The organism is Brevundimonas sp. PWP3-1b1, from assembly GCF_049896065.1.
In the GTDB taxonomy this organism is placed as follows: domain Bacteria; phylum Pseudomonadota; class Alphaproteobacteria; order Caulobacterales; family Caulobacteraceae; genus Brevundimonas; species Brevundimonas intermedia_B.
Genome location: NZ_JAFCTO010000001.1, coordinates 1,767,119 through 1,792,104 on the forward strand (window position 1 = coordinate 1,767,119; position 24,986 = coordinate 1,792,104).

26 protein-coding genes and 1 tRNA gene are annotated in these 24,986 nt (G+C 67.4%); 16 read left to right on the top strand and 11 right to left on the bottom strand.

The genetic code is table 11. The features are described 5' to 3' along the window. Nucleotides 1-89 precede the first annotated feature (89 nt). Genes ACP69V_RS08670 through ACP69V_RS08690 form a run of 5 tightly spaced genes read left to right on the top strand, consistent with a single transcriptional unit; the run spans nucleotide 90 to nucleotide 4,964 of the window. Nucleotides 90-1,244, top strand: coding sequence for an NAD(P)/FAD-dependent oxidoreductase (locus ACP69V_RS08670; protein ID WP_426023498.1), 1,155 nt, complete (start codon nucleotides 90-92; stop codon nucleotides 1,242-1,244). After that, on the top strand, nucleotides 1,241-1,627 hold the full coding sequence (locus ACP69V_RS08675; protein ID WP_426023499.1) for a RidA family protein: 387 nt from the start codon (nucleotides 1,241-1,243) through the stop codon (nucleotides 1,625-1,627). Before ACP69V_RS08670 ends, ACP69V_RS08675 begins: the two co-directional genes overlap by 4 nt. Nucleotides 1,628-1,658: 31 nt before the next feature. Continuing rightward, nucleotides 1,659-2,309 carry a helix-turn-helix domain-containing protein gene (locus ACP69V_RS08680; RefSeq protein ID WP_426023500.1) on the top strand — a complete coding sequence of 217 codons (651 nt, stop codon included), beginning with the start codon at nucleotides 1,659-1,661 and terminating at the stop codon, nucleotides 2,307-2,309. A gap of 19 nt (nucleotides 2,310-2,328) precedes the next feature. Continuing rightward, the gene (locus ACP69V_RS08685) at nucleotides 2,329-3,732 is read left to right on the top strand and encodes an MFS transporter (RefSeq protein ID WP_426023501.1); all 1,404 of its coding nucleotides are present in this window, start codon (nucleotides 2,329-2,331) and stop codon (nucleotides 3,730-3,732) included. After that, nucleotides 3,729-4,964: an amino acid aminotransferase gene (locus ACP69V_RS08690; RefSeq protein WP_426023502.1), complete on the top strand. Its 1,236-nt coding sequence runs from the start codon at nucleotides 3,729-3,731 to the stop codon at nucleotides 4,962-4,964. Before ACP69V_RS08685 ends, ACP69V_RS08690 begins: the two co-directional genes overlap by 4 nt. 73 nt (nucleotides 4,965-5,037) lie before the next feature. Here the strand turns inward: ACP69V_RS08690 and ACP69V_RS08695 are convergent. Then, nucleotides 5,038-5,129, bottom strand: a tRNA-Ser gene (locus tag ACP69V_RS08695). Between the two features lie 126 nt (nucleotides 5,130-5,255). On the opposite strand from ACP69V_RS08695, the gene ACP69V_RS08700 reads away from it, so the two are divergent. The 4 genes from ACP69V_RS08700 to ACP69V_RS08715 are packed head-to-tail and all read left to right on the top strand — an operon-like array spanning nucleotide 5,256 to nucleotide 10,061. Then, nucleotides 5,256-6,740, top strand: coding sequence for an exopolysaccharide biosynthesis polyprenyl glycosylphosphotransferase (locus ACP69V_RS08700; protein ID WP_426023503.1), 1,485 nt, complete (start codon nucleotides 5,256-5,258; stop codon nucleotides 6,738-6,740). Continuing rightward, nucleotides 6,737-8,197: an oligosaccharide flippase family protein gene (locus ACP69V_RS08705; RefSeq protein ID WP_426023504.1), complete on the top strand. Its 1,461-nt coding sequence runs from the start codon at nucleotides 6,737-6,739 to the stop codon at nucleotides 8,195-8,197. The genes ACP69V_RS08700 and ACP69V_RS08705 overlap by 4 nt, the downstream gene beginning before the upstream one ends. Then, nucleotides 8,194-9,126, top strand: a complete 933-nt coding sequence (locus ACP69V_RS08710; RefSeq protein WP_426023505.1) for a glycosyltransferase family 2 protein — start codon at nucleotides 8,194-8,196, stop codon at nucleotides 9,124-9,126. The genes ACP69V_RS08705 and ACP69V_RS08710 overlap by 4 nt, the downstream gene beginning before the upstream one ends. Before the next feature lie 2 nt (nucleotides 9,127-9,128). Next, on the top strand, nucleotides 9,129-10,061 hold the full coding sequence (locus tag ACP69V_RS08715; protein ID WP_426023506.1) for a glycosyltransferase family 2 protein: 933 nt from the start codon (nucleotides 9,129-9,131) through the stop codon (nucleotides 10,059-10,061). A gap of 9 nt (nucleotides 10,062-10,070) precedes the next feature. Here the strand turns inward: ACP69V_RS08715 and ACP69V_RS08720 are convergent, their stop codons facing one another. From ACP69V_RS08720 to ACP69V_RS08735, 4 genes are all read right to left on the bottom strand, one after another. Then, nucleotides 10,071-10,574, bottom strand: a complete 504-nt coding sequence (locus ACP69V_RS08720; RefSeq protein ID WP_426023507.1) for a DUF1543 domain-containing protein — start codon at nucleotides 10,572-10,574, stop codon at nucleotides 10,071-10,073. Nucleotides 10,575-10,585: 11 nt separating this feature from the next. Continuing rightward, nucleotides 10,586-12,250 (bottom strand): FAD/NAD(P)-binding protein, encoded by a 1,665-nt coding sequence (locus ACP69V_RS08725; RefSeq protein ID WP_426023508.1) that lies wholly within the window; start codon nucleotides 12,248-12,250, stop codon nucleotides 10,586-10,588. Between the two features lie 98 nt (nucleotides 12,251-12,348). Beyond that, on the bottom strand, nucleotides 12,349-13,050 hold the full coding sequence (locus tag ACP69V_RS08730; RefSeq protein ID WP_135195397.1) for a hfsB: 702 nt from the start codon (nucleotides 13,048-13,050) through the stop codon (nucleotides 12,349-12,351). A gap of 47 nt (nucleotides 13,051-13,097) precedes the next feature. Further along, nucleotides 13,098-14,537 carry a GumC family protein gene (locus ACP69V_RS08735; RefSeq protein WP_426023509.1) on the bottom strand — a complete coding sequence of 480 codons (1,440 nt, stop codon included), beginning with the start codon at nucleotides 14,535-14,537 and terminating at the stop codon, nucleotides 13,098-13,100. A 122-nt stretch (nucleotides 14,538-14,659) separates the two neighbouring features. Between ACP69V_RS08735 and ACP69V_RS08740 the strand changes: the two genes are divergently transcribed. Further along, nucleotides 14,660-15,394, top strand: coding sequence for a polysaccharide biosynthesis/export family protein (locus ACP69V_RS08740; RefSeq protein ID WP_426023510.1), 735 nt, complete (start codon nucleotides 14,660-14,662; stop codon nucleotides 15,392-15,394). A 10-nt stretch (nucleotides 15,395-15,404) separates the two neighbouring features. Here the strand turns inward: ACP69V_RS08740 and ACP69V_RS08745 are convergent, their stop codons facing one another. Next, entirely contained in the window at nucleotides 15,405-15,710 is a 306-nt protein-coding gene (locus ACP69V_RS08745; RefSeq protein ID WP_426023511.1) for a sel1 repeat family protein, read from the bottom strand. Between the two features lie 327 nt (nucleotides 15,711-16,037). On the opposite strand from ACP69V_RS08745, the gene ACP69V_RS08750 reads away from it, so the two are divergent. From ACP69V_RS08750 to ACP69V_RS08760, 3 genes are all read left to right on the top strand, one after another. After that, on the top strand, nucleotides 16,038-16,622 hold the full coding sequence (locus tag ACP69V_RS08750; RefSeq protein ID WP_426023512.1) for an RcnB family protein: 585 nt from the start codon (nucleotides 16,038-16,040) through the stop codon (nucleotides 16,620-16,622). Nucleotides 16,623-16,784: 162 nt separating this feature from the next. Beyond that, nucleotides 16,785-17,798, top strand: a complete 1,014-nt coding sequence (locus ACP69V_RS08755; protein WP_426023513.1) for an RcnB family protein — start codon at nucleotides 16,785-16,787, stop codon at nucleotides 17,796-17,798. Between the two features lie 336 nt (nucleotides 17,799-18,134). Continuing rightward, the gene (locus tag ACP69V_RS08760) at nucleotides 18,135-18,443 is read left to right on the top strand and encodes a hypothetical protein (RefSeq protein ID WP_426023514.1); all 309 of its coding nucleotides are present in this window, start codon (nucleotides 18,135-18,137) and stop codon (nucleotides 18,441-18,443) included. 132 nt (nucleotides 18,444-18,575) lie between these two features. Here the strand turns inward: ACP69V_RS08760 and gatB are convergent, their stop codons facing one another. Continuing rightward, a complete protein-coding gene (gene gatB / locus ACP69V_RS08765; protein ID WP_426023515.1) occupies nucleotides 18,576-20,078 on the bottom strand; it encodes an Asp-tRNA(Asn)/Glu-tRNA(Gln) amidotransferase subunit GatB in 1,503 nt (500 codons plus the stop codon). Between the two features lie 96 nt (nucleotides 20,079-20,174). Between gatB and ACP69V_RS08770 the strand changes: the two genes are divergently transcribed. Then, nucleotides 20,175-20,519 carry a hypothetical protein gene (locus ACP69V_RS08770; protein ID WP_426023516.1) on the top strand — a complete coding sequence of 115 codons (345 nt, stop codon included), beginning with the start codon at nucleotides 20,175-20,177 and terminating at the stop codon, nucleotides 20,517-20,519. Between the two features lie 25 nt (nucleotides 20,520-20,544). Here the strand turns inward: ACP69V_RS08770 and ACP69V_RS08775 are convergent, their stop codons facing one another. From ACP69V_RS08775 to ACP69V_RS08790, 4 genes are all read right to left on the bottom strand, one after another. After that, nucleotides 20,545-20,919 (bottom strand): endonuclease domain-containing protein, encoded by a 375-nt coding sequence (locus ACP69V_RS08775; RefSeq protein ID WP_426023517.1) that lies wholly within the window; start codon nucleotides 20,917-20,919, stop codon nucleotides 20,545-20,547. A 185-nt stretch (nucleotides 20,920-21,104) separates the two neighbouring features. Then, nucleotides 21,105-22,583 (bottom strand): Asp-tRNA(Asn)/Glu-tRNA(Gln) amidotransferase subunit GatA, encoded by a 1,479-nt coding sequence (gene gatA / locus ACP69V_RS08780; RefSeq protein ID WP_426023518.1) that lies wholly within the window; start codon nucleotides 22,581-22,583, stop codon nucleotides 21,105-21,107. Nucleotides 22,584-22,585: 2 nt separating this feature from the next. Continuing rightward, nucleotides 22,586-22,873 carry an Asp-tRNA(Asn)/Glu-tRNA(Gln) amidotransferase subunit GatC gene (gatC, locus tag ACP69V_RS08785; protein WP_267516244.1) on the bottom strand — a complete coding sequence of 96 codons (288 nt, stop codon included), beginning with the start codon at nucleotides 22,871-22,873 and terminating at the stop codon, nucleotides 22,586-22,588. A 121-nt stretch (nucleotides 22,874-22,994) separates the two neighbouring features. Next, a complete protein-coding gene (locus ACP69V_RS08790; RefSeq protein ID WP_426023519.1) occupies nucleotides 22,995-23,513 on the bottom strand; it encodes a hypothetical protein in 519 nt (172 codons plus the stop codon). Between the two features lie 73 nt (nucleotides 23,514-23,586). Between ACP69V_RS08790 and ruvX the strand changes: the two genes are divergently transcribed. Further along, nucleotides 23,587-24,066, top strand: coding sequence for a Holliday junction resolvase RuvX (gene ruvX, locus ACP69V_RS08795; RefSeq protein WP_426023520.1), 480 nt, complete (start codon nucleotides 23,587-23,589; stop codon nucleotides 24,064-24,066). Then, complete coding sequence (locus ACP69V_RS08800) at nucleotides 24,063-24,986, top strand: AEC family transporter (protein WP_426023521.1); 924 nt, start codon at nucleotides 24,063-24,065, stop codon at nucleotides 24,984-24,986. Before ruvX ends, ACP69V_RS08800 begins: the two co-directional genes overlap by 4 nt.

The following is a 24,986-nucleotide window of genomic DNA, read 5'->3' on the forward strand; positions in this document are numbered from 1 at the left end:
GAATAAGTCTCTTGCTATAGACGCCATTCCTCGTTCAGGCTGACACCAACCTAGTTCGACCTTTTGGACGAACGTCGATGGGACCGGCAATGGAATATGACTTCATCGTCTTCGGGGGCGGTATGGCTGGCGCCTCCGTCGCCTACGAACTGTCTGCAGACGCCCGTGTCTGTCTGATCGAACGCGAGGCTAGCGTCGGCTATCACGCGACCGGCCGGTCGGCGGCCCTGTTTGCACCCAGCTACGGCGGACGAGAGGTCCGGGGTTTGACCCGAGCCAGCCACCCTTTTTTCACGGCCCCGCCGGAAGGGTTCACGCACGCGCCGCTCCTGACAAGGCGAAGCGCAATGTATATCGCCCGCGAGAACCAGGGCGACGCTCTGGACGTCATGGTCGCGGAAATCCGACGCTCGGGCGGCGTGATCGACCGGCTGACCATGGCCGATGCGTTAAAGGCCGTCCCGCTGCTGAGAGCTGACTATGTCGCCGGCGCGGCCATCGATCACGATGCGCACGACATCGACGTGGACGCCTTGCACCAGGGTTTCCTTCGCGGGGCCAGGGCTCGGGGCGCGCATATAATGACCGGCGCGGGCGAAACGACCGTGTCGCGACGCGACGAAGTTTGGCGCGTCGATCTCGCCACCGGTCCCGTCTCGGCCCCCGTGGCGATCAACGCCGCCGGCGCTTGGGGCGACCGGGTCGCCACGGCGTTCGGCGCCCAGCCCATCGGCCTGACGCCGCTACGGCGGACCGCAGTGCTCGTCGACCCTCCCTTTGGGGTCGATATCATGGGTTGGCCTGCGGTGATCGATGTCGATGAAACCTTCTATTTCAAGCCCGACGCCGGCAAGTTGTTGATCTCGCCGGCCGACGAAACCCTGGTCGAACCCTGCGACGTACAGCCGGAAGAACTCGACATCGCCATCGGGGTTGATCGGGTGCAGGCCGCCCTTCGGCTGGATGTGGAACGCGTCAACCACAGCTGGGCGGGGTTGCGAACCTTCGCGCCGGACCGCGCCCCTGTCATCGGCTTCGATCCCGATGTTGACGGCCTGTTCTGGTCGGTCGGCCAGGGCGGATACGGAATTCAGACTGCACCGGCCTGGGCGCGGACCGCCGCCGCACTCGCACAGGGCCGCCCCCTGCCTGCCGACATCACTGCCGAGGGGCTCGACCCCGCCCATGTTTCCCCGTCGCGCTTCAGAGCCGAGCAACCGAGCCTGCAGAGGTTGGCACAATGAAAATTCATGGCGGCCCGCTCGTGGGCCCGGGCGGCGGCGTTCTTCCGCTGTCGCTTGCGGTCGAGGTTGACGGCCTCGTTTTCGTGTCCGGCCAGCTCGCCCTGGTGGACGGCCGGGTGGAGGGCGACATCGCCTTGCAGACCGAGCGCACCTTCGACGCCATCGCCGCGATTCTGTCGGGCGCCGGCCTCAGCCTGGATCATGTGATCAAGGCGACGATCTGGTTGACCGATCCGGCGGATTTCGCCGCCTTCAACACCGTCTATGGGGCACGCCTGTCCGCGCCCTACCCCGCCCGCTCGTGCGTGATTTCTCAGCTCGTGCTACCGAATGCGCGCGTAGAGATCGAGGTCGTGGCCAGCCGCGACCATCGGCGAACATGATCCGACATCCCTGTCGGACGAGCAGGACATCATGGCGAACGACACCAGCACCCTCGGCGGCCTAATTCGCATCGTGCGGCAGCGCAAAGGCTGGACGCTGCGCGAGATGAGCGCGGTCGTCGGCATTCCCCTGTCGACCCTGGCCAAGGTCGAGACCGACAAACTGTCCCTGACCTACGACAAGCTGCAGCAGTTCACCGCCAGGCTGGGCCTGACGATGGCCGAGTTCCTCGCCGAAGGCGAGCCGTCCGCCGCTGAAGCGGCGCCGGTCATGGGTCGGCGCAGCCTGACGACCACCGGCAACTCGGTCCACATCAAGACGCCCAACTACGACTACGAATATCTCTGCGCCGACCTTCGCCAGAAGCGGATGGTGCCGATCATCACCCGGATCCACACCCGCGACATCGCCGAGTTCGGTGAGGCCGTTCGGCACAAGGGCGAGGAGTTCGTCTTCGTTCTGGAAGGGACGATCGAGGTGCACCTGCAGTTCTACACGCCGGTTGTGCTGAAGGCCGGCGAAGGCGTCTATCTCGATAGCGCCATGGGCCACGCCTACGTCTGCAAGGACTGCGACACGGCCCTCGTGCTGGGCGTCTGCTCCAGCGAGGACGCCGACCTGGCGGGCGAGTTGATCAGTCTGGCCGAAGAAGAAGCCAAACACGCGGCCGAGCCCGCATAGCACCCGTGAAGGGGACCTCTTGAGCACCATTGCACAGCCCGACGTCCCCGAAGTCGGCATCATCGAAGCCCCCGCCCCCTTCTCGGCCTGGTTCGCCGTGGCTGTGCTTGTGGGCGTCACCATCTTCTCATTCGTCGATCGCCAGATCCTGGCTGTCGTGGCCTCGCCCCTGAAAGCGTCGCTGGGTCTGACCGATCTGGAACTTGGCGCCCTGCAGGGGCTGGGCCTCGCCTTCTTTGCGGCGGTCGCCACCTATCCGATCGCCTGGCTGGCGGATCGGTTCGATCGCCGCCTCATCCTGTGCATCGGTATCGCCGTCTGGTCGCTGGCGACGGCGGCCTGCGCCTTCCAGACGACGTTCGAGGGGCTGTTGATCGCCACCATCGGCATCGCCATCGGCGAGGCGGGGCTGGGGCCCATCGTCTGGGCCGTGATCCCCGACCTGTTCCCGGGACGCCAACGCGCCGCTGCGAACCTGGTCTATTTCCTGGCGGCTATCCTTGGAACGGCGCTCGGCCTGGGGATCAGCGGCGCGACCTTCGGCTGGCTGGCGGCGAATGGCGCCGCGCTACCGGGCTTTCTCGGCGACATGGAGCCCTGGCGTGCGACCCTGCTGTTCGTCGCCCTGCCCGGCCCTCTGTTCATCCTGCTGGTCGCAACCTTGCGGCTGAAGGGCAGCCGCGCCGCCGCCAAGGCCTCAGCGGCCGCCTTCGCGACCGTTCTTGCGGACAGCGGCTTCGTCGCCTATGCGCGACGACATATCGTCACCCTGTCCTGCGTCTTCGCTGCCATCGCCGCCTATAATATCGGCATCGCCTCCACCCTGGTGTGGCTGCCCACCGCCCTGCCCCGCATCTTTGCGATCGATCCGGCCACCGTCAGCGTCCAGCTGGGCCTGGCCATCGGGCCGGCCAGCCTGATCGGGGTCGGGGTTTCCGCCCTGTGCGTCAAGTTCTGGCGGGGCGATCGCGTCGTCATGGCGCCCCGCCTGGCTGCCGTCGCCTTCCTGGCCGCCGCCGTTCCGACGGCCTTCCTGCCGTTCGTCACGGAAAGCTGGCAGGCCATGGCCCTGGTCGGGGTGCAGTTCGCCGCCGGGATCGCCGCCGCCTCCGTTCTGCCCAGCATCGTTCAGGACATCAGCCCCCCTCACTTGAGAGCGCGTAACTTCGGCCTCATGACCGTCGTCGCCCTGGTCCCGCAGGGTCTGAGCCCGCTGGTCATCGGCGCCCTGTCCGAAGCGGTCGGCGGCCCGCATGGCCTGATCGCAGCCATCGCCCTGGTCGGGGCGCCGGCTTGGGTGCTGGCCGCCGCGCTGATCTGGCGCAGCGAAAACGCCTTCCGCCGAACGGTGGCCGAGGTCCAGTCCGCCAGCCCCCTCACAGTCGCCGCCGGCCAGGCGCATGACATGGAGACGGGTCGATGACGAACGCCGCCCCAAGCGTCTTCAGCGGTCTGGCGGCCCAGGCGCCCGACGGCCTGCTGGCCCTCATCGGCGCCTATCGATCGGACCCAAGGCCCGGCAAGCTTGATCTGGGCGTGGGCGTCTATCGCGACGCCCTTGGGCGCACGCCGGTGTTCGCCGCCGTCAAGACGGCGGAGCGATTGCTGGTCGAGGGACAGGACACCAAGGCCTATCTCGGCGCTGAAGGCGACGTCGGGTATCTGGAGGCGCTGAGGCCGCTCGTCTTCGGCGCCCGGGCGCAGGCCGACGTCTTCGGCGTGCAGACCCCTGGCGGCACCGGCGCGCTGAGGCTCGCTGCCGAGCTGCTGGCGGCGGGCCGGCCTGCGGCGCGGCTGTTTGTCGGCGCCCCGACCTGGCCGAACCACGAACAGATCTTCGAGGCCGCAGGCGTAACGCTTGTGACCTACGACTATTTCGACGCCGCCAGCCAGACGGTGTGTTTCGAGGCGATGATGGAGGCGCTGGCGACCGCCGCGCCGGGCGACGCGGTACTGCTGCAAGGCGCCTGTCACAATCCCACCGGGGCCGACCTGACCAAGGATCAGTGGCGCATCGTGGCGGATCTCGTCGCCGAGCGCGGGCTGTTTCCGATCATAGACCTAGCCTATCAGGGTCTGGGCCGAGGCCTCGAAGACGACGCCCTTGGCATGCGGCTCATTCTGGAGGCCGTACCCGAAGCGCTCGTCGCCTACTCCTGCGACAAGAATTTCGGGCTCTATCGAGAGCGGACGGGCGCGCTTTTCGCCGTCTGCGACCAGCCGCAGCGCTTGAGCAAGGCCGGCTCCAACATCCTGGCGCTGGCGCGCGCCAACTGGTCGATGCCGCCGGATCACGGCGCCGCGGTCGTTCGCATCATCCTGTCCGACAGCGACCTAACGACGATGTGGACCACCGAGCTGGAGACGATGCGCCAGCGTTTGGTGGATGTCAGGGCAGCGCTCGCAAACCACTGCCCGGATCTCGTCGCCCTCAAGGACCAGAACGGCCTTTTCGCCTGCCTGGCTCTCACGCCGCATCAGGTCGGACGGTTCAGGGACGATCACGCCGTCTATCTGGCCAGTTCCGGGCGGATCAATCTTGCGGGTCTGACGGTCGAAACCGTCCCCGACTTCGTCCGCGCCTATCAGGCCATCAGGCGACTCGGCCCGGAATCACTTGCCGCCGACGTCCGCCCCAGCCCAGCAACGCTGTGATTTCAAAGCATATCTCCGCAAGCGCAGTTGCGACGACCGCGATGCGGTCCTGCCTTTAATCATTTAAGGAAGATGGCGGAGACGGAGGGATTCGAACCCTCGGTACCCCTTACGGGGTACGACGATTTAGCAAACCGTTGCCTTCAGCCACTCGGCCACGTCTCCTGCGACGGCGTCGATAGCGGAGGCTGATGCGTCGCGCAATCCGGTTCTGGAGAAAGCGTCCACGTTAACGCGACATAGAGGCGATACCGCCAGTATCGCGGCCGTTCTTCGCCTCTGGATCGCCCTTTGCTCGACCGCTCCGCCAGTCTCGCCGCCGACGCGCCACCCAAGGGCCGCGCCGCGCGTGGCCCGTTCCGACCCGAGGCGTGGCTGAATGCGCGTCAGCGGTCGACCGTGCGGCTGTCGGCCCACTATTTCCGGCTCGTCGATGTGCTTGTCGTCGTCGGCCTGGCTTTGGGCGCGATCCTGGCGATCCAGCCCAGGGGCCTGGCCGACATCACCGTCGGCGCCGCCGCGCCCGTCATCGGGGGCGCAGCGTTGGTCCTCGTGTCGATGCGGGCGCTACAGCTTTATCGATTCGGTCGCGACACGCCCTGGACCCTGCATCTGGCCGGGGTTGTGGGGGTCGGCGTGGTCTCGGCCGGCGTCGCCTTGATCCTGGGGTGGCTGCTTGATCGACCGGCTCTGGACGTGGTCGCGCCCTGGGCTTTGACGACGACGGCGGCCTTGATCGTGCTGCATGGGCTGTGGCTGGCGGTGATCGCCCGCTGGCGGCGTCTCGGCGCCCTGTCGCCCAATATCGTCATCGTCGGCGCCACCCGGAACGCCCAGACCCTGATCGAGCGGGCGCTGGAGCGGCGCGACATGAACGTGCTGGGCGTGTTCGATGACCGGCTGGCCCGTTCGCCCGACAGCGTCGCCGGCGTGCCGGTGCTGGGCGACGCCAACGCCCTGCTGACCCACCGCATGACGCCCTATGTGGACCGGATTGTCCTGGCCATCGATCCCAATGCGGGCCAGCGAGTGCGCGACCTGACGCAGCGGCTGAACGCCCTGCCCAATCCGCTGACGGTGCTGGTCGATTCGGAGCTGGGCGGCGACGGCGTTCTGAACCGCCTGGCCAATGCGCCGCTGGCGTCGCTGGACGGGCCGGCCGATCCCGATAGGCGGGCCTTCAACAAGCGGATGCAGGACCTGCTGATCGGCGCGGTCGCCCTGGTGGTCGCCGCCCCCGTCATGGCCCTGGTCGCCCTGGCGGTGCGGCTGGACAGCCCTGGTCCGATCCTCTTCCGCCAGCGCCGCCACGGTTTCAATCACGAGACCATCGTGGTGTGGAAGTTCCGTTCTATGCGTCATGAGGCCGCCGACGCCACCGCCAGCCGCCAGGTCTGCCCCGGCGACGACCGCGTCACCCGCGTCGGCCGCTTCATCCGCGCCTCCAGCCTGGATGAGCTGCCCCAGATCTTCAACGTCCTGTCGGGCGAGATGTCCCTGGTCGGCCCCCGCCCCCACGCCATCGGCATGAAGACCGGCGAGACCGAATCCGCCCTGCTGGTCGCCGAATACGCCCACCGCCACCGCATCAAGCCCGGCATGACCGGCTGGGCCGCCATCAAGGGATCGCGCGGGCCGGTGGACACCGAGGCCCAGGTGCGCGAGCGCGTTCAGCTGGACATCGAATATATCGAACGCCAGTCCTTCTGGCTGGACCTGTGGGTCATCGCCGTCACCATCCCCGTCCTGCTGGGCGACCGGGCGGCCGTGCGTTGAGCGAACAGCGCATGTTCTGGCGCGGCGTCTGGGGCTATCTGCCGGCCCAGATCATCCAGGGGGTGGTCGGATTCCTGACCATCTTCGTCTTCACGCGCCTGCTCAGCCCCGACGACTTCGGCCACTACGCCCTGGCGTTTTCGGTCACCACCCTGGCCCACACCGTGACCTTCAGCTGGCTGGAGGCGTCGATGGCCCGCTTCTGGGCGGCCGAGCGCACGCCCCAGGGCTTGGCCGCCCATTTCGCCAGCCTGTACCGCACCTCCTTCGCCATCATCGCCGTCTTCACCCCCATCGCCGCCCTGGTGGTGTGGCTGGCGCCCCTGCCGCCCGCGCTCAAGATCGCCGTCGCCTTCGGCCTGGCCGGCGCGCCGGTGCGTAACCTGGCCAAGCTGGCGCAGGAGCGGTTCCGGGCGGCGGGCGAGGTGTCGAAAGCCGCCCGTGTCGACATCGGCGTCTCCATCTTGGGCTTTCTGGTCGGCGCCGGGTTCGCTGTGGCCGGGGCCGGCGCGGCCTCGCCTCTGCTGGGCCTGGCCATCGCCCCACTGTTCGCCCTGCCCTTCATCCTGCCCGGCGAGCTGCGCCAGGCGACCGGCGGAACGGTCGATCGGGCGCGGCTCAAGGCCTATGCGGCCTACGGCTATCCCATCGCGGCGTCGCTGACGCTGGCCGTGGTGCTGGCCTCGACGGATCGGTTCCTGCTGGCCGCCTTCATGGATGCAGGCGCGGTCGGCGCCTATCACGCCAGCTACAGTCTGGCGAACCGGACCCTGGACGTGATCTTCATCTGGCTGGGGGCGGCCGGAGCGCCGGCCATGGTCATGGCGCTGGAGCGCGGCGGGCGCGAGGCCCTGCGTCGCACTGCGCTGGAGCAGGGATCGACCCTGATCCTGATCGGCCTGCCCGCCGCCGTCGGCCTGTCGATGGTCGCGCGACCGATGGCGGAGCTGATGATCGGCCAGGACCTGCGCGCCGCCGCTGCGCTGGTCACGCCGTGGATCGCGGCCTCGTCCTTCCTGTCCGGCATGATCGCCTATTATTTCGGCTTCGGCTTCACCCTGGGCAAGAAGACCGGCCTGCTGCTGGTCACCATGGCCATTCCGGCGCTGTGCAACGTCGCTTTGAACCTGATTCTGATCCCCCGGCTGGGCGTCCTCGGCGCCGCCGTCTCCACCGCCGCCAGCTTCGCCATCGGCCTGATCGCCTGCCTGCTGCTCAGCCGCCGCGCCATCGCCCTGCCGATGCCGTGGGAGGCGCTGATTCGGTGCGGAATCGCGTCGGCCGTCATGGCCGGGGTCGTCTGGTTGTTGCCACCGCTGGGCGGGTTCGTGGAACTGATGCTGGACGCCGGCGTGGGTGGGATCGTCTATGCCGTCGTCGCCTTGACGCTGAACGCCGCCGGCGTCCGCGACGTCCTGATGCGCCTGATCCGCGCGCGTCGCAGCGTGCCGGCATGAGCGCCCATATCCACGACAACGCCGCCTGGGCGGTGGCGAGGCCGACGATCTCGGTCCTGATCCCCTTCCTGCGCGACGATCCCCAGGCCCTACTGCGCCGGCTGGACACCGAGGCGCCTGCGCTGTCCGGCGCGGTCGAGCTGATCCTGCTGGACGACGGCACCGCCGACGCCCATCTGACGGTGCGGCTTCAGGCTACCCTCGACGCCCTGGAACTGCCCGTGCGCCTGATCAGCCTGGCCGCCAACGAGGGTCGCGCCAGGGGACGAAACCGCCTGACCACCGCCGCCCGGGGCGAGGCCTATCTGTTCCTCGACAGCGACATGCGGCCCGACACCCCCGTTTTCCTACAAACCTGGGTCCGCCTCATCGCCCAGAATGCGCCCGCCGTGGCCTTCGGCGGCTTCTCGCTCGATCAGGCCCCGACCGACGCCCGGTTCGCCGTCCACCGCGCCCTGTCCGGCGCCTCGGAATGCCTGCCGGCGTCCCAGCGCGCCCTGACGCCCGAGAAATACGTCTACACCTCCAACCTGCTGGTGCGCCGCGACGTCTTCGCCGCCGAATCCTTCGATCCCGGTTTCAGCGGCTGGGGCTGGGAGGATGTGGAGTGGGCCATGCGCGTCTCGCGCCGGTTTCCTGTCGTCCACATCGACAATCCCGCCACCCATATGGGCCTGGACACGGTCGAGGACCTGGCGCGCAAGTTCGATCAGGGCGCCGGCAACTTCGCCCGCGTCGTCGCCCTGCACCCCGCCATCGTCCAGACCTATCCCAGCTACAAGGCCGCACGCGCCCTGAAACGCCTGCCCGCCCTGCCCCTCGCGCGCCGCCTGATGAAACGGGCCGCCCTGGCCACGGTCCTGCCGGTCAAGGCCCGCGCCTTCGCGCTCAGGCTCTACCGCGCCGCCGTCTATGCGGACGCCGTCTGACCATGCGCGATGTCGCCGTCATCATCCCCACCCTGCGTCGCCCCAACAGCCTGGAGCGCGCTCTGCGCTCCGTCTTCGTACAGACTGGATCGCTGGACCGCGTCGCCGCCGTCGTCATCGCCGACAACGACCCGCAAGGTTCCGCCGCCATCCTGATCGAGCGCCTGCGCGGCGAGGCGCCCGTCCCCCTGACCTACGTCCACGCCCCCGTGCCCGGCGTGGCGACCGCGCGCAACATCGGCCTTTCCGCGACCGGCGCGCCCCTGATCGCCTTCCTCGACGACGACGAGGCCGCCTCGCCCGGCTGGCTCGCCGCCCTGCTGGACGCGCAGAGCCAGACCGGCGCCGATGTCGTCTTCGGCCCCATTCGCGGGCGTGTGCCGGACCAGACCGGCTGGACCACCGCCTATCTGGAGCGGTTCTTCGGCCGCGACGGCCCGCGGGAGACCGGCCTGACCGACCTCATCCACGGCTGCGGCAACAGTCTGATGGTGCGCGCGACCGCCCTGCCAGGCGACGCGCCCTTCGATGTCGCCATGAACGAGACGGGGGGCGAGGACGACCGGCTGTTCACGGCCCTGTCGGCGCGCGGCGGCCGATTTGGCTGGGCCGCCGAGGCCTGGGCGGACGAGTTCGCCCCGCCCCACCGCGCCACCCTGAACTACGCCCTCACCCGCGCCTTCGCCTATGGCCAGAGCCCGACCCAGATGGCCGCCGCCCGCCGCGACTGGCCCGGCGTCGTCAAATGGATGCTGGTCGGCCTGGCCCAGACCGGCGTCTGGGGCGCCCTGTCGCTGGCTTCCGCCCTCCTGCGCCGCCCCGACCGCGCTCACACCTACGACCGCTGCGCCCGAGGCCTCGGCAAGGTCTTCTGGACCAAGGGTTTCGAGCCGAAACTCTATGGCTCAGCGATGCTCGGCCGACCTGGAGCCTGACCTCGCGGTTCAGCGGATCGGAGTATAATGGCAGGTGAAGTTTGGATCGCCGGTCATCAGGCTCGGCTTCAGGTGAATATGTAGCCGTTCGGCCTGAGCGGCATCGTCCAGTGCGAAGGCCTGCTCTGCCTCGTACATCTCGTCGCGATGCGCGTCGGTCCATCCCGTCGCCTGTTTGATGGCGCGCGCCTTGGCCGCAGGCAGGCTGTCGGCGACGACGAAGACATTCCGGTGCTGCTCGGCGAAGGCCACGCCGTCGTAGCCGCCGAGGTTCACGTAATAGAGTTTTTCCTTGCCCTCGTAGGGCTCGGGCAGAAGGCTGATCTCATAGCCGTCCGCTTGCGAAAGTTCCGACCAGCAGTCGATGTGCAGCGTGCCCTCACGCCCCCACCACTGGGCGAGCAAGGTCTCATACGTCGCCTCGATTGTCGGCGCGGCGATGAAACGCATATCATGCACCTCGATGTTCGCGCCCGGATGCTCTCCGCCGATATAGATCGCAAAAAGTCTCATTTATCCTCACGTCAGGCCGCCGTCTCGGCGAGATCGACCGCAGGCTTTGCGGTATTCATGATCAACGCCAGTCGCCGACCGACGATCCCGCCCATCTCGTGCGAACTGGTGATGCCTTGCGCGAAAGGATAGCGCCCCATCAGAAAGGGCAGGCTGAGACAGAACAGTCGGTCCATGGGCAGCGGCGCACTGACCGGGCGGAACAGATCATCGACGGCGATCCCCCGGACGACATCGGGCGCGTCATTCGCGACCTCGTCTCGAACGATTCCTTGTTCCAGCAGCGACAGGAACGGGAATTGGATGCCGCTCAAGGCCGGCTGTCCCGTCGCCTCGATGAAGACCGAGAAGTGCCGGGTGGCCCCATTGATCGTCACGCGGGCCCCGCCCTCGGGGCAACGCGTATCGACCGCATAGTCGTCGCCGACCGCCAGAACCTCAAGCTTGCCGGCCGCGTGCAGGGCCAGCATTCGCTCGATCGATTCATGCGGCACGCCGGCATAGATGTCGACGAAGATCGGTTTGAACACGCGGCTGAAACGGTCGAACTCGCCTGTGTCCAGATGAGGGACGATGACGGCGACGATCTCATGCATGCGAAGGATGGCGTCGCGCCACGGCACGGTCACCTTCGCCGCGTGGTTCGCCCGCGCCTCCTTCAGGTTGGCGGCGGCCCAAACGAAAGGATCGACCGCTGCGCGCCGGGCGAAATACGCCTCGGCGAAGGTCTCCAGCGTGGCTTGGTCCAGTCCTATCTCGGCGGCGTAGCCGGGATCGATCTCGATCAATTCCCTTCGAAACAGATCGAAGACCGCATCAAGCAGCCCCGCCGGGCCCCTGTCCACAGCGGCCGCGACCGCCTCCGGGGTGCAATGCTGCAGCGGCGGATGCGGCAGGGGGAAGTAGAAATCGGCCTCCGGCAGAAGGCCCTTGCGCGACATCATGGTGATGCGAAAGCCGTCCGTCCCCGGCATCGACTGATAAATCAGCCGTCCGTCGCATTGGACGAACGCGCCATGCGACGTGGCCAGCGCGACCGCCGTGTCGATGGCGGTCAGAGACGAGCCACGGATGCCGACGGTCGTCGCTGGAAGTTCCGCGAGGACCGAGGCCGGCCACGGGCTGAGAAAATAGCCGGGCTGGGCATGCTGGCGAGATGGCCACTGATGACCGGTCGCCAGAACGACATGATCGAATACCGCCTTGGTCGTTCGCCGAGAGGGCGGGGACATGAACGACAACTCCACGCCCGCCTTCCTGTTCGCGGCGTCGACGACGCGACAGCCCGTCTTGACGTCGATCATGACCCCGGCGGCCCGAGCCTGTTCCACCATGATCGCGAACTGGCTTTCGAAATACTGGCCCAGGGCGATGCGGGGCACAAAGGTGCGCTCGTCCAGCGAAGCGCGGTCGATATCCAGCGCATCAAGCTCGGCGCTCGTCCGTGCGCCGAGCCAGTCCGCCAGAGTCTCGTACAGAGGGGGGATCTCGATACTGGCGATGTTGGACAGCATCGCCCGATCGTTCCAGTCCGGACTGTAGGGGCTGCCGCACCCGGCGACCTTGCTCGCCTCAAAGACGGTGATACGCGCCGAACCGGCGCCCTGCGCGAGAAGGGCGTGCAGAGCATAGAGGGTTGTCGGCCCGGCTCCTACGAAGGCGATTGACGTGGTCATGGCCCCACAATGCGCGACGCGTGCAAAGGCGCCGCAGATCGGTCAGCTTTCAGCTCAACCCACTAATTTCCTACGCGAACTTGCGGAATCGTACACGATCAGCCCGTCAGCCGCTGCAAAAAGCTGGGCGGCTTGTAGGTCGAGCGGTTCATCACCACCCCGGCGATCCGCCCCCCCACAGCCTCTATCTCGTCGCGCAGGATGACCGGGGCGCTGGCCGCCGTGCTCTCGGCCGCGACCACCAGCACCGTCATGTCCACGAAGGGCGCCAGGATGATCGCCATGTCGTTGCGGTCGGCGGCGGGGGCGTCGATGACGATGGTGTCCGCATGGGGCCGCAGCGCCTCCCAGTAGCGGGGCTCTCCGACCGCCTCGACCCGGTGCCCGGACCGCAGCGCCTCCATATGGAAATGCGTCACCCACAGCCGTCCGCCCAGGCACGACCGCGCCGTCAGCAGCCGCGAATCCGGCACCGGCTTGCCGTCGCGCCCCGTCACGCGCGGCGTCACGGCGTAGAAGCTGGATCCGTCGGGCGAGGCCTGCGCCGCCTTGCCGACCTGGCCGAACCGATCCGGCTCGGCCGACACGGTCTCCAGCTGTCCCTGCTGGGCCAGGTCGCCGTCGATCAGCCAGACGGGTTTTCGCGCCCGCACGGCCGCCAGACGGGCGAACTCGCGCGCCACGGTCGAGACGCCCTCGCCTGTCGCCGCCGAGGCGAACTGAATCACGCGCGCGCGATGCGCCGGCGCCGGTCCCAGCGCCGCCCAAAGGCCCGCCATTTCTGAAGTCAGATCGACCATCGAATCGCCAAGGCGCTCCCTAAGCCCTCAGCCTAGCACGGCTTTCGCTACGCCGCCTTGGCGGGCGCGACGGCCAGGACCGGCATGTCCAGCGTCCGGCTCATCGAGGCCGGCGTCGTGAAGCCGCGCCGCGTGAACACCCGCAGCAGGCCCACGCACAGGGCGGTAAAGCCCGCAAACAGGAAGACCGCCGCCAGCAGCGGGATCTTCAGGCTCTTGCCCGTCGACGGCGGCTGGGCGCGTTCGATGACGGTGACATTGTCGGCGCCGGCGGCGACCAGGGCGTTGTCGGCGCGGCTCTGGGTCTCGCGCTGCTGGAACTCGCGGATCGAGGCGCTCAGCACCTCGCGATTGCCGGCCAGGGTCGAGTTCTCGGACTCCAGCGCGGTCAGCCGCGTCTGGCGGGCGCGAATGTCGTTCAGTTGCCGATCCAGGACCGCCAGGCGCGCCGCCAGCGAGTCCCGCTCGGCCCGCGTATTGATCCGCGTCGTCTCCAGCTCGGTCCAGACGGGGTTCGGCCCGGTGCGGACTTCCTTGGCGCCCACGGCCGTGCCGGTCGCGACATAGGCCTGAAGCTGGTTGATCCGCGCTTCGATGTCCTTCACCGGCTGGGCGTCGGGCTGATAGCGCGACAGCAGCTGCTCGCGCTCGGTGCGCAGTTGCAGCACCTGATCCTGGGCCGAAATGTTCAGATCTTGCTGCAGGGCCACTTCCGCCGGCGTGCCCGCCTGCTGCGCGACCAGGGTGTTCAGCCTTTGGGCGGTCTGGTTCAACAGGCTCTGCGTGGACATCCGGTCGGTGAAGATCGTCTGATAGGTCGCCGCCAGCGTCGCCTTGGCCGCAGCGAAATCGCCGATGGCGTTGGACGACAGGAAGTTTTCATAGGCCCGGTCCGCATTGCCCAGCTCGTCCTCGAAAGCGACGCGCTGACTGGCGATGGCCGGCGTCTTGTCCTGAAACACCTCGCGTCGATAGACCAGATACTGTTCGATGATGGTGTTCAGCACCCGCGCCGCCTGCTCGGGATCGTCGGCCTTGTAGCTGAGGCGGATCACGGCGCTGCCCGGCGCGGTGGCGATCTCCAGGCTGGTTCCGATCACGCGCCGCGCAGCCGCCTCGGCCTTCTGCGGTCCGCCCTTGGGCGCCTCGCCCAGGATGGCGGCTGGCCCCAGGGCCTCCACCACCTTCTGACGCACCGCGCCCGATCCCAGGATGGCGGCTTCGGAGTTGGCGACCTCGTCGCCCTGCGGCGCCTGGCCCCGCTCGGCTGTGCCGACGCGCGGCTGATAGACGTATTCCTGCCCCACCCCGGCGAAGACCGATCCGGTGGCGGTATAGCTCTTCTTCAGCGTCATCGCCGCCGCGAACCCCAGCGCCAGGATCACGACGAAGACCACGATCATCAGCAACAGCTCGCGGAACAGCAGGCCGATGACGTCCAGCACGCCGTAGCGTGGTCTTGCCGTGACGTGTGCCGTGGAACGCATAGAGCGGGCCGAATCCCTTGAAAGGCTTGTTCTCGCCACCCTTCGCCCACCGGCGTTAACCGATGATTACCCATAAACGGCGAGGTTGGCTCAAATCTCCTCGTCGAGGCCGACCGATTCTCATGCTGTCAGATCGCCGCCTGTTCCTGCTGACCCTGGGTTCAGCCTCCCTCGCCGCCTCCTTGGCGGCGTGCGCCAGCGGCCCGCAGCGCGTCGAACGCCCGATGAACGGCGACTACCCCGGCATTCCCTTCGCCGACTGGACGGATCAGGAGCCGGAATATCTGCTCTATCCCGGCGACGAGATCGAGGTGGCCACCCCCACAGCCTCGGAACTGACCCGTACGGTAAGGATCGGCCCCGACGGCCGGATCGCCCTGCCCCTGATCGGATCGGTCATGGCGGCGGATCGCACCCTGCCCCAGCTGCAGCAGGTCGTCTCGGCGGCCTATGCGCCGCAACTGGTAAGGCCGACGGTCGAGGTGACCTTGCGCCAGGCCGGCCCTATCCGTGTCTGGGTCGACGGCGAGGTTCGCACGCCTGGCGTCTTCGAAATGATCGGCGATCTGGACGCCTATCAGGCGGTCATCCAGGCCGGTGGCTTCGCGCCCACGTCACGCCAGGACAGCGTGGCCCTGATCCGTCGCGGTCCGGGCGGGTCGCGCATGATGCGCGTCGTTGACCTGCGTCCACGTCGCGGCGAGGTGGTTCCCCTGCGCCGGGGCGACATCATCTTCGTGCCGCGTTCGACCCTGGGCGAACTGGCGGCCTTCTTCACCCAGGTGCGCGCCGCCCTGCCCATCGGCTTCAGCTATTCGATCAACGGATCGAACGGCAGCGGCTTCGCACAGTTCTGAACAGATCGCTTCAGGCGACCAGCTGAACCACGCCCTGGTCGATGTAGCGCCGCGCGGCCTTCTGGGCCTCGGCGATCTCCTCGCGCTCCATCTCCATGCTCATCTCGCGGCGATAGACGCGCGCCTCGATCGAGCCCTTCATGGCCGCGAGGTTGAAGATCATGTGGGCCGACACCCGGTCCATCGGGCAACCGCCCGAACCGGCCGAATACATCATGCCCAGTTTGAACAGGTCGTCGCCGGACATGTCCGGGGTCGGCAGCGGCAGACCGTCTTGCGTGGCCTGCAGGTCGTGCGCCAATTCTTGCGCGGTCATCACCGTATCTCCTGATCGGGCGCCATTCTGGGCCCGCCTCTGAGACGCCATCAAATACCCGTGGTTTGAAGTTAAAGTTAACGGGCGAATGGGTCGTGCCGACTTTTCAGTAAAGCAGAAATGAATACTTCCAGCGGGATTCAGGCATCGGAAATCTCTTGGAAATCTTTCGTTTACGACTGCCGAGGTCGCCAGGCGCCCGCCTCGACGCGGCCGCGCAAACCTGACGCGATCGTTCAGCGGGCGTTCAGGCGCAGAATCCGACCTTGAACGTCATTAACGGGTCGGTTCGGCATCTCCGTCGGCGGCCCAGAATGGAGCACGAAGATGAACCGCCTCACCAAGGCCGCCGTCGTCGCCATCGCCCTGTCGACCACGGCCGTGCCGATGCTCGCCCAGGCGCAGGATCGCGACCGCCGCGAGTATCGCCAGGATCGCCGCGACGACCGCCGCGATTTCCGTCAGGAACGCCGTAGCGATAACCGCGACTGGCGCAACGGCCGTTACGACAACCGCCAGGACTATCGTCAGGACCGCCGCGACGACCGTCGTGACTATCGCGACGAACGCCGTGACGACCGTCGCGACTGGCGCAACGACCGCTGGGATCGCAACAACAGCAACTGGTGGCGCGGACGCTCCGACTTCCACGGCTACAATGGTCCACGCGCAGGCTACTGGTATGCGCCCAGCTACGGCTACTACCGCGTCGAGCCGCGCTACAGCGGCTATCGCTGGCGGACGGGCGGCTACCTGCCCCACCAGTATCGCAGCTACTATGTGCGCGACCCTTACGTTTACGGCCTCCGCCAAGCCCCGCGCGGCTATCGCTACGTCCACGCCGGCAACGACATCCTGTTGATCGCCGTCGCCAGCGGCCTGATCGCTAGCGTCCTGTCGGGCGTCTACTAGACCGCGACGCAGATCGACGTCTCGAACCCCGCAGGCCTTGTCTGCGGGGTTCTGTTTTTCGTGCAGCACCTTGATTGCGAACGATGTTCAGCCTGGGTTCATCGCCACCGGCCGATGATCGTCTCAAGCCGCCGGAGAACCGGCGTGCAGGAACCAAAGACCATGAAACGCCTCCTGATGGCTTTCACCGCCATCGCCGCCGTCTCCGGCCCGCTCGCGGCGCCCGCTCAGGCCCTGGCTCAGGAACAGCGAGACCAGCCGCGTCGTGAACGCCCGAACCGCGACGCCGACCGTCCGCAGCGTCCCCAGATTTCGCGCGAGAACCGTCCCTCGCGTCCATTGGCCTCGGCCACGGAACAGTCCGAGCGGCCGCGTCCGTCTCGCCCGAGCCGGCCCGAGACCAGCACGGGCCAAGCGGAACGCCCGACAGCCGGCGCACGGCCGGAGCGGCCTCAGACCAGCAACGGCCGCCCCAGCGGCTGGACCCGTCCTGACCGTCCGAGCACCGGCGGCCAACGTCCAGAACGGCCCGAGGGCGGCTGGAACCGGCCGGACCGTCCGACCACGGGCGGCCAACGCCCCAACCGGCCTGAGGGCGGCTGGAACCGACCGGACCGCCCCAACACCGGCGGCCAACGCCCCGGCCGTCCTGACGGCGGATGGAACCGTCCTGATCGCCCCAACACCGGCGGCCAACGCCCGGATCGTCCCGGCAGCGGATGGAACCGCCCCGACCGTCCGAACGCCGGCGGTCAACGCCCCAACCGCCCCGGCTCGGGATGGAACAACGGTCGCGACCGCGACCGCCAGCACCGCGAGTTCCGCCAACGCTTCAACGCCGACCAGTGGCGGCGTGACTTCTATCGCAACCACCGCTCGGACTGGTGGAGGAACGACAACCGCTTCAGAGGCTATAGCGGCGTCCGCGCCGGCTTCTATTTCGCGCCGGGCTGGGGCTACTACAGCGTCCCGCGCTCGTATTGGAACCGCACATGGTCGGTCGGCCAGTATCTGCCGGACACCTTCTGGCGCTATCAGTTGAACGATTGGCGCACCTATGGCCTGGGCTATCCCCCCGAGGGCACGCGCTGGGTTTCCGTCGACAACACCATCTATCTGATCGACGAATACGACGGCTATATTGTCGACGTCATCCGTGACGCCTGGCGCTGGTGATCGCCTGACGATTTCGAAGCTTTAGCCCGACGGCCCCCGGCCGTCGGGCTTTTTTCGGTTTTTCGCGCCCCCTTACACGCCCAACCATGGCCCTCCCGTGACCTTGGGACGCGTGCGCCGTGATCGCCACGCGACTGTATCGGCGTGTATCCGCGCCCCGACGCGAAGGCGTGTCGCAAGATTATCGAAAGACGAAATCCAGCATCGCGCCTCCAGAACTACTCCACGGAACGGGGACGAAAAACGGCCTCGTTGGGGTTCGAGCCTGCTTGTCGTTGTCATCCCCGACGACGCCCGAACGCCTTCAAGACGCACTTTCACGCAAAGGATAGTCCTATGAAGATCGCCTTGACCGCCCTGGCCTCCTCGCTGTTGCTGGCCGGCGCCGCGACGGCTCAGCAAGCCCCGACTGCGCCGCCCCCGCCGGTCGACCAACAGAAGCCGCAGGATCCTGCGGCCCCGCCGACATGGGATCCGAACACCCCCACGCCGCCCGCGCCGCCTGCTCCCCCGCCCGTCGAGGAACCTGCGCCGCCGCCACCGCCCCCCGAGCCCACGGAGCCCACCGATCCGGATGCGCCGGTTCCGCCCGCACCGCCGGCTCCTCCTGAGCCGCCGACCCCGCCCACGCCGCCGTCGGCCTGAGCCAAGAACTGAAAAGGCCCCGCGGAGCGATCCGCGGGGCCTTTTTAGTTGAACGCGCCGCTCAAGCAGCGAGCGGCCGCGTCGCGAGCGTTAGCGACCAGTTGGGGGCTTGGGGGCCGCAGCCCCCAAGCATCAAAGACCCAGCTTGGCTTTCAGGATGTCGTTGACCGCCGCCGGATTGGCCTTGCCGCCCGTGGCCTTCATGACCTGACCGACGAACCAGCCGATGGCCTGGGGCTTGTCGGCCACGGCCGCCGCCTTGTCCGGGTTGGCGGCTATGATGTCGTCGATGGCTTTCTCGATGGCGCCTGTGTCGGTGACCTGTTTCAGGCCGTGTTTCTCGACCACCTCGGCGGGGCTGCCCTCGCCGTTCCAGACGTGGTCGAAGACCTCCTTGGCGATCTTGGACGAGATGACGTTCGTCTCGATCAGCTCGACCAGTTGCGCCACATGCGCCGCCGGCAGCGTGTTCTCGCTGAAGTCCTTGTTGTCGGCCGCCAGTCGCGCCGAGACCTCGTTGGTGACCCAGTTGGACACCAGCTTGGCGTCGCGTCCCTTGGCGGCCTCCTCGAAATAGTCCGCCTTGGCCTGTTCCGAGATCAGCACGATGGCGTCGTATTGCGACAGGCCGTAGTCAGCCATCAGCCGCTTGCGCTTGTCGTCCGGCAGTTCAGGCAGGGACGCCTTGATCTCGGCGATCCAGGCCTCTTCCAGGTCCAGCGGCAGCAGGTCGGGATCGGGGAAGTAGCGATAATCCTGCGCCTCTTCCTTGGACCGCATCGAGCGGGTTTCGCCGGCCGTCGGGTCGTACAGACGCGTCTCCTGGGTGATCGAACCCCCGTCCTCCAGGATTTCGATCTGGCGGCGCGCCTCATACTGGATCGCCTGAGAAATGAAGCGGAAGCTGTTGACGTTCTTGATCTCGCAGCGCGTCCCCAGATAGCTGAAGTCGCCCGTCGCCTTGAACTTTTCGTAGTTCCCGGCGCGGCACACCGACACGTTCACGTCGGCCCGCAGATTGCCCTTCTCCATGTCGCCGTCGCAGGTGCCCAGATAGATCAGGATGGTCCTGATCTTCTTGACGTAGGCGACCGCCTCGTCCGGCGTGCGCAGGTCAGGACGCGAGACGATCTCCATCAGCGCCGTGCCGGCCCGGTTCAGGTCGACATAGCTCTCGGTCGGCGACAGGTCGTGGATCAGCTTGCCCGCATCCTGCTCCAGGTGCAGCCGCTCGATGCCGACGTTGAAGAAGCTGCCGTCCTCGGCCTCCACCTCGACCACGCCTTCGCCCACGATGGGGTAATAGAGCTGGCTGATCTGATAGCCGGTCGGCAGGTCGGGATAGAAGTAGTTCTTGCGGTCGAACTGGCTGCGTTTGTTGATCTGCGCGCGCAGGCCCAGGCCGGTCTTCACCGCCTGTTCGACGCAGTGTTTGTTCAGGGTCGGCAGCATGCCGGGGAAGCCCGCATCCACCAGCGAGACCTGCTCGTTCGGCCCCGCGCCAAAGCCAACGGCGGCGCCGGAGAACAGCTTGGCCTTCGACGCCACCTGGGCGTGGATCTCCAGCCCCATGACGATTTCCCAATCGCCCGTGCGGCCCTTGATGGTTTTCGAGTTTGTAGCGGTGTCGGTCATCCGTCCGTCCTAGCGCCCTCGTCGGCGGCGAGAAAGGGGGCTGTCTTGATGATGTCGCGAAAGGCGATCAACTTCCGCCTCTCAACGGAGATTTCCATGACCAAGACCCCGTTCGCCGCCGCCGCTGCGGCCTCCCTGCTGCTGACCGGCGCCGCCTCAGCCCAGACCGCGCCTGCCCCGGCTTCGACGACTTCGCCCGCCCAGGAGCATGAGAATCACGCCGCCCACCCGACCATCGACAGCACCATCGAGGCCCTGGTCGCCGATCCCGCGACCAAGGCGGTCCTGGACAAGCACCTGCCCGGCCTCGACAGACATCCCGCCTACGGACAGTTCAAGGCCATGACCCTGCGCCAGATCGCCCCCTACTCCCAGGGCAACATCACCGACGCCAAGATCACCGCCATCGACACCGACCTGAAGGCGCTCCCGGCGGAGTAAATCCATCCTCACCCTCCCTTGGCTTTCAGGCGACGGGAGGGTGAGGGCTTACGGCGCCTGCCGTTCGCGCCTGGGCGCCTATCGCATCCAGAACCCTATCCAGCGCGCCCATGACCTGCTCATTGCGAAACCGCAGCACGAACCAGCCCAAGGCTTCGATCTCCTGCTGCCGAACATGGTCGTTCAGGTGGGCGTCGTCCTGATCGTGAATCCCGCCGTCCAGTTCGATGATGAGACGCGCGGACTCACAGGCGAAATCAGCGAAATAGCGTCCGACCGAATGCTGGCGACGAAACTTCAACCCATCCAGCCGTCCGCCCCGCAGCGACTTCCACAGCATCTTCTCCGCGTGAGTTTCACGCTGCCGAAGCTCGCGAGCGAATCCCGTCGCCCCCGTCATCTCCCCTCTCCCAAAGGGAGAGGGCTTGAGCCTCCGAGAGCGAAGCGATCGGCAAGGCGAAAGGGTGAGGGGTTACGGTTTAGATGTTTAATCACCGTCGCCGCCCCTTCCAGACCGTAACCCCTCACCCTCCCACGCCTGCGGCGCGGGCCCCTCCCTCTCCCTCTGGGAGAGGGGTCTTTAAACTACCACCACTTGCCCGGCTTGGCCGTGAAGCCCGCCGCCTGTTCCAAGGCGGCGCCGACCTGGAACACCGTCGCCTCGTCCAGCGCCTTGCCGATGACCTGCAGACCCAGCGGCAACCCGCCGGCGTCCACGCCCGCCGGCACCGAAATCCCCGGTAGGCCGGCCAGGTTGGTCGTGACCGTAAAGACGTCGTTCAGATACATGGTCAGCGGGTCGATCTGCTTGTCGCCCAGCGCGAAAGCAGCCGACGGCGTCGATGGCGTCAGGATGGCGTCCACCTGACCCCAGACATTGTCGAAGTCCTCGGCGATGCGGCGACGGACCTTCAGGGCGCGGACGTAATAGGCGTCATAGAAACCGGCCGACAGCACATAGGCGCCGATGGTCAGGCGACGCTGGACCTCCTTGCCGAAGCCCTCGGCGCGCGAGGTGGCGTAGAGGTCGTCCAGCGAGCTGAACTGATCCGCCCGGTGCCCGAACCGCATGCCGTCATAGCGGGCCAGGTTGGACGAGGCCTCGGCCGGGGCCACGATATAATAGGTCGGCAGGGCGTATTTGGTGTGCGGCAGGCTGATGTCCACGATCTCGCAGCCGGCGTCCTTCAGCCAGGCCACGCCCTGATCCCACAGGGCCTGAATCTCGGCCGGCATGCCGTCGACGACATATTCGCGCGGCACCCCGATGCGCAGGCCCTTGACCGACTTGCCGACCGAAGCGGTCCAGTCGGGCGTCGGGACGTCCAGGCTGGTCGAATCCTTGGCGTCGAACGAGCACATGGATTGCAGCAGCAGGGCCGCGTCCTCGACCGTCTTGGCGATCGGGCCGGCCTGGTCCAGCGAGGACGCAAAGGCCACCATGCCGAACCGGCTGGCGCGGCCATAGGTGGGCTTGATCCCGACCGTGCCGGTGAAGGCGGCGGGTTGGCGGATCGAACCGCCGGTGTCGGACGCGGTGGCGGCCAGGCACAGGTCGGCGGCGACGGCCGAGGCCGAACCGCCCGACGATCCGCCCGGCGTCAGTTCGGCGTTCGAGCCGGTGGATTTCCACGGGTTCTTGACCGGACCGAAGGCCGAGGTCTCGTTGGACGAGCCCATGGCGAATTCGTCCATGTTCAGCTTGCCCAGCATGACCGCCCCGTCACGCCACAGATTGGCGGTGACGGTCGATTCATACGGCGGCACGAAGCCGCGCAGCATGTTGGACCCGGCCGTGGTCTGCACGCCCTCGGTGCAGAACAGGTCCTTGATCCCCAGCGGCGCGCCTTCCAGCGCCCCGCCCTCGCCGGCCGCGATGCGGGCGTCGGACGCGCGCGCCATGTCCATGGCCTTGTCCGCCGTCACCTCGACATAGGCGTTCAGGGTCGGATTGGCGGTCTCGATATTGGTCAGGAAGGCCTGGGTGATTTCGGCCGAGGAAAAGTCCTTGGCCTTCAGGCCGTCGACGGCGCCCTTGAGGGTCAGTTTGGTCAGGTCGCTCATGACTATTCGACCACCTTGGGCACGACGAAGAAGCCGTCGGCGGACTTCGGGGCGTTGGAGAGGACGGCGTCGATCTTGTCGCCATCGGTGACCACGTCCTCGCGCAGGCGCAGGGGCTGGGCGACGTTCGAGGTCATGGGCTCGACGCCGTCGACATCGACCTCGTTCAGTTGCTCGATCCACTGCAGGATGCCGTTCAGCTCCTGGGCCAGCGGCTCCAGCCGATCCTCGGGGGTCTTGATGCGGGCGAGATGCGCAACCTTGCGCACCGTCGCAGCGTCGATGGCCATGCGGCCCTCCAAACACACAATATGAAGTTGAAACACACGCTAGGTGTGACAGTCGAAGCGGTCGGATTAGCCGCCCGCACCGGGATTCACAAGGATAAGACGCCGGGCGTTCGACGCCGCATCATTGCGTCGTGCTAACATCGACCGCATTAGGCGGCGTCTCGCCGTTCCAGACGAAGTCGATCTGCACCGTCCGATCCGCCTTCAGAATATTCCCGTCCGGCCCCGCCGTGTCCTGACGCACCGCCAGCACCACGCGTCCGGCCTTCGCCTCGACCACTCGCCATTCGGCGTAATCGCCCAGCGAATAGACGCTCCAGCCTTCGGCCGGGCCGCCGAACAGGGCGAAATAGGTCACCAGGCCGTTCACCGCAGGATCGCCGCCAGACAGGCTGAAGACCTTGGCGCTCAGCGCCGGCAGGGCGTGGAACTGCGAGACGTCGGCTGCCGTGCCCATCTCCTCGCGGGGAATGACGGGACGAGGCGCGGACGGACCGAGCGGCCGGGGCGAGGCCTCGGCCACGGACATTGGCGTGGGCGCGGGCTGGGCGCCCGCCGTCTTGCGCGGCGTCTCGGCCGGCCCGCAGCCGCACAGACCCACGGCCAGAACCACCGCCGCAGTCAGGGAAACCCTGCGCATTTCGCCGTCCTCCTTCTTCTGTGCGATCACCATCGCCTTTGACTTAAGGCCGCGCCAGTCCTAACCGCAGGCCGTGCCCGTTCTCGACCTCCTCGACCTGCCCGCCGCCTGCCCGCCCGACACGCCGTGGATGGGGCTGGATCTGGGCGAGAAGACCATCGGCGTCGCCGTGTCGGACTCCACCCGCCTGATCGCCTCGCCGCTGGAGTTGATCAGAAAGTCCAAGTTCACGCTGGAGGCCGAACAGCTGTTCAAGCTGATGGCCCACCGCAAGGTTTCGGCCCTGGTGATCGGGCTGCCCGCCAATATGGACGGAACCGAAGGCCCCCGCGCCCAGTCGTGCCGCGCCTTCGCCCGCAATCTGGAGCGGCTGCGCCCCATCAACATCGCCTTCTGGGACGAGCGGCTGTCCACCAGCGCCGTCGAACGTTTCCTGATCGAGGACCTGGACCTGAACCGCAAGCGCCGGGCGCAGGTCGTGGACCGCACCGCCGCCGCCTGGATTCTGCAGGGGGCGCTGGATCGGGTGCGGGATCAGGCGACCTGGGTTTGACGGCCCTGATCGCCGGCGTCCTGCCGGTCTTTCTGATGATCGCCCTGGGCTATGGGCTGCGAAAATCCGGCTTCCTGCCCGATGAGGCCTGGCGGCCGATCGAGAAGCTGTCGATCAACATCTTCTACCCCAGCTTCCTGATCCCCGCGATCTGGCACGCGGACCTGGCCGGCGGCGGGGCGACGGTGGCGGGGGCGGCGGCGGTGGGGGCGACGCTGATCGTGGCGGCGGCGACATTGGCGGCCAAGCCTCTGATCACCCTGGACGGCCCGGCCTACACCAGCGTCTTCCAGGGGGTGATCCGCTGGAACAGCTTCGTCTTCGTGCCGGTGATCCAGTCGGTCTATGGCTCGGAGGGGACAGCCATGGCGGCGGTCGCCATCGCCTTCATCATTCCGGTGACCAATATCGCCTGTGTCGCGGTGCTGGCCAAATGGGGGTCGTTGCGGCGCGAGCCGTCGGCCTTGGGGCTGGCGAAGTCGATGCTCGCCAATCCCATCCTGCTGGCCTGTCTGATCGGCCTGGCGCTGAACCTGTTGCGCGTGCCCCTGATCCCCGGCCTGTCGGATGCGATGGATCTGCTGGGCGCCGCCGCCCTGCCGCTGGGGCTGATCGTCGCCGGGGCGGGGCTTTCGTTTGCCGAGGTCAAGCGAAGCCGCACCACCATCGCCGCCGTCACCCTGGTCAAGCTGGGGGTCATGCCGCCGCTGATGTGGTTCATCGCCTGGGCCCTGGGCGGCGACAGCCTGGCCCAGGGCATCGCCCTGATCTGCGGGGCCGCGCCGGGATCGGCCGCCTCCTACATCCTGGCGCGCCAGATGGGCGGGGACGCGCCCCTGATCGCCGGGGTCATCGCCCTGACCACCGTGGGCAGCGCCGTGGTCATCCCCATTCTTCTGGCCCTGTTCCATTTCGTCTGA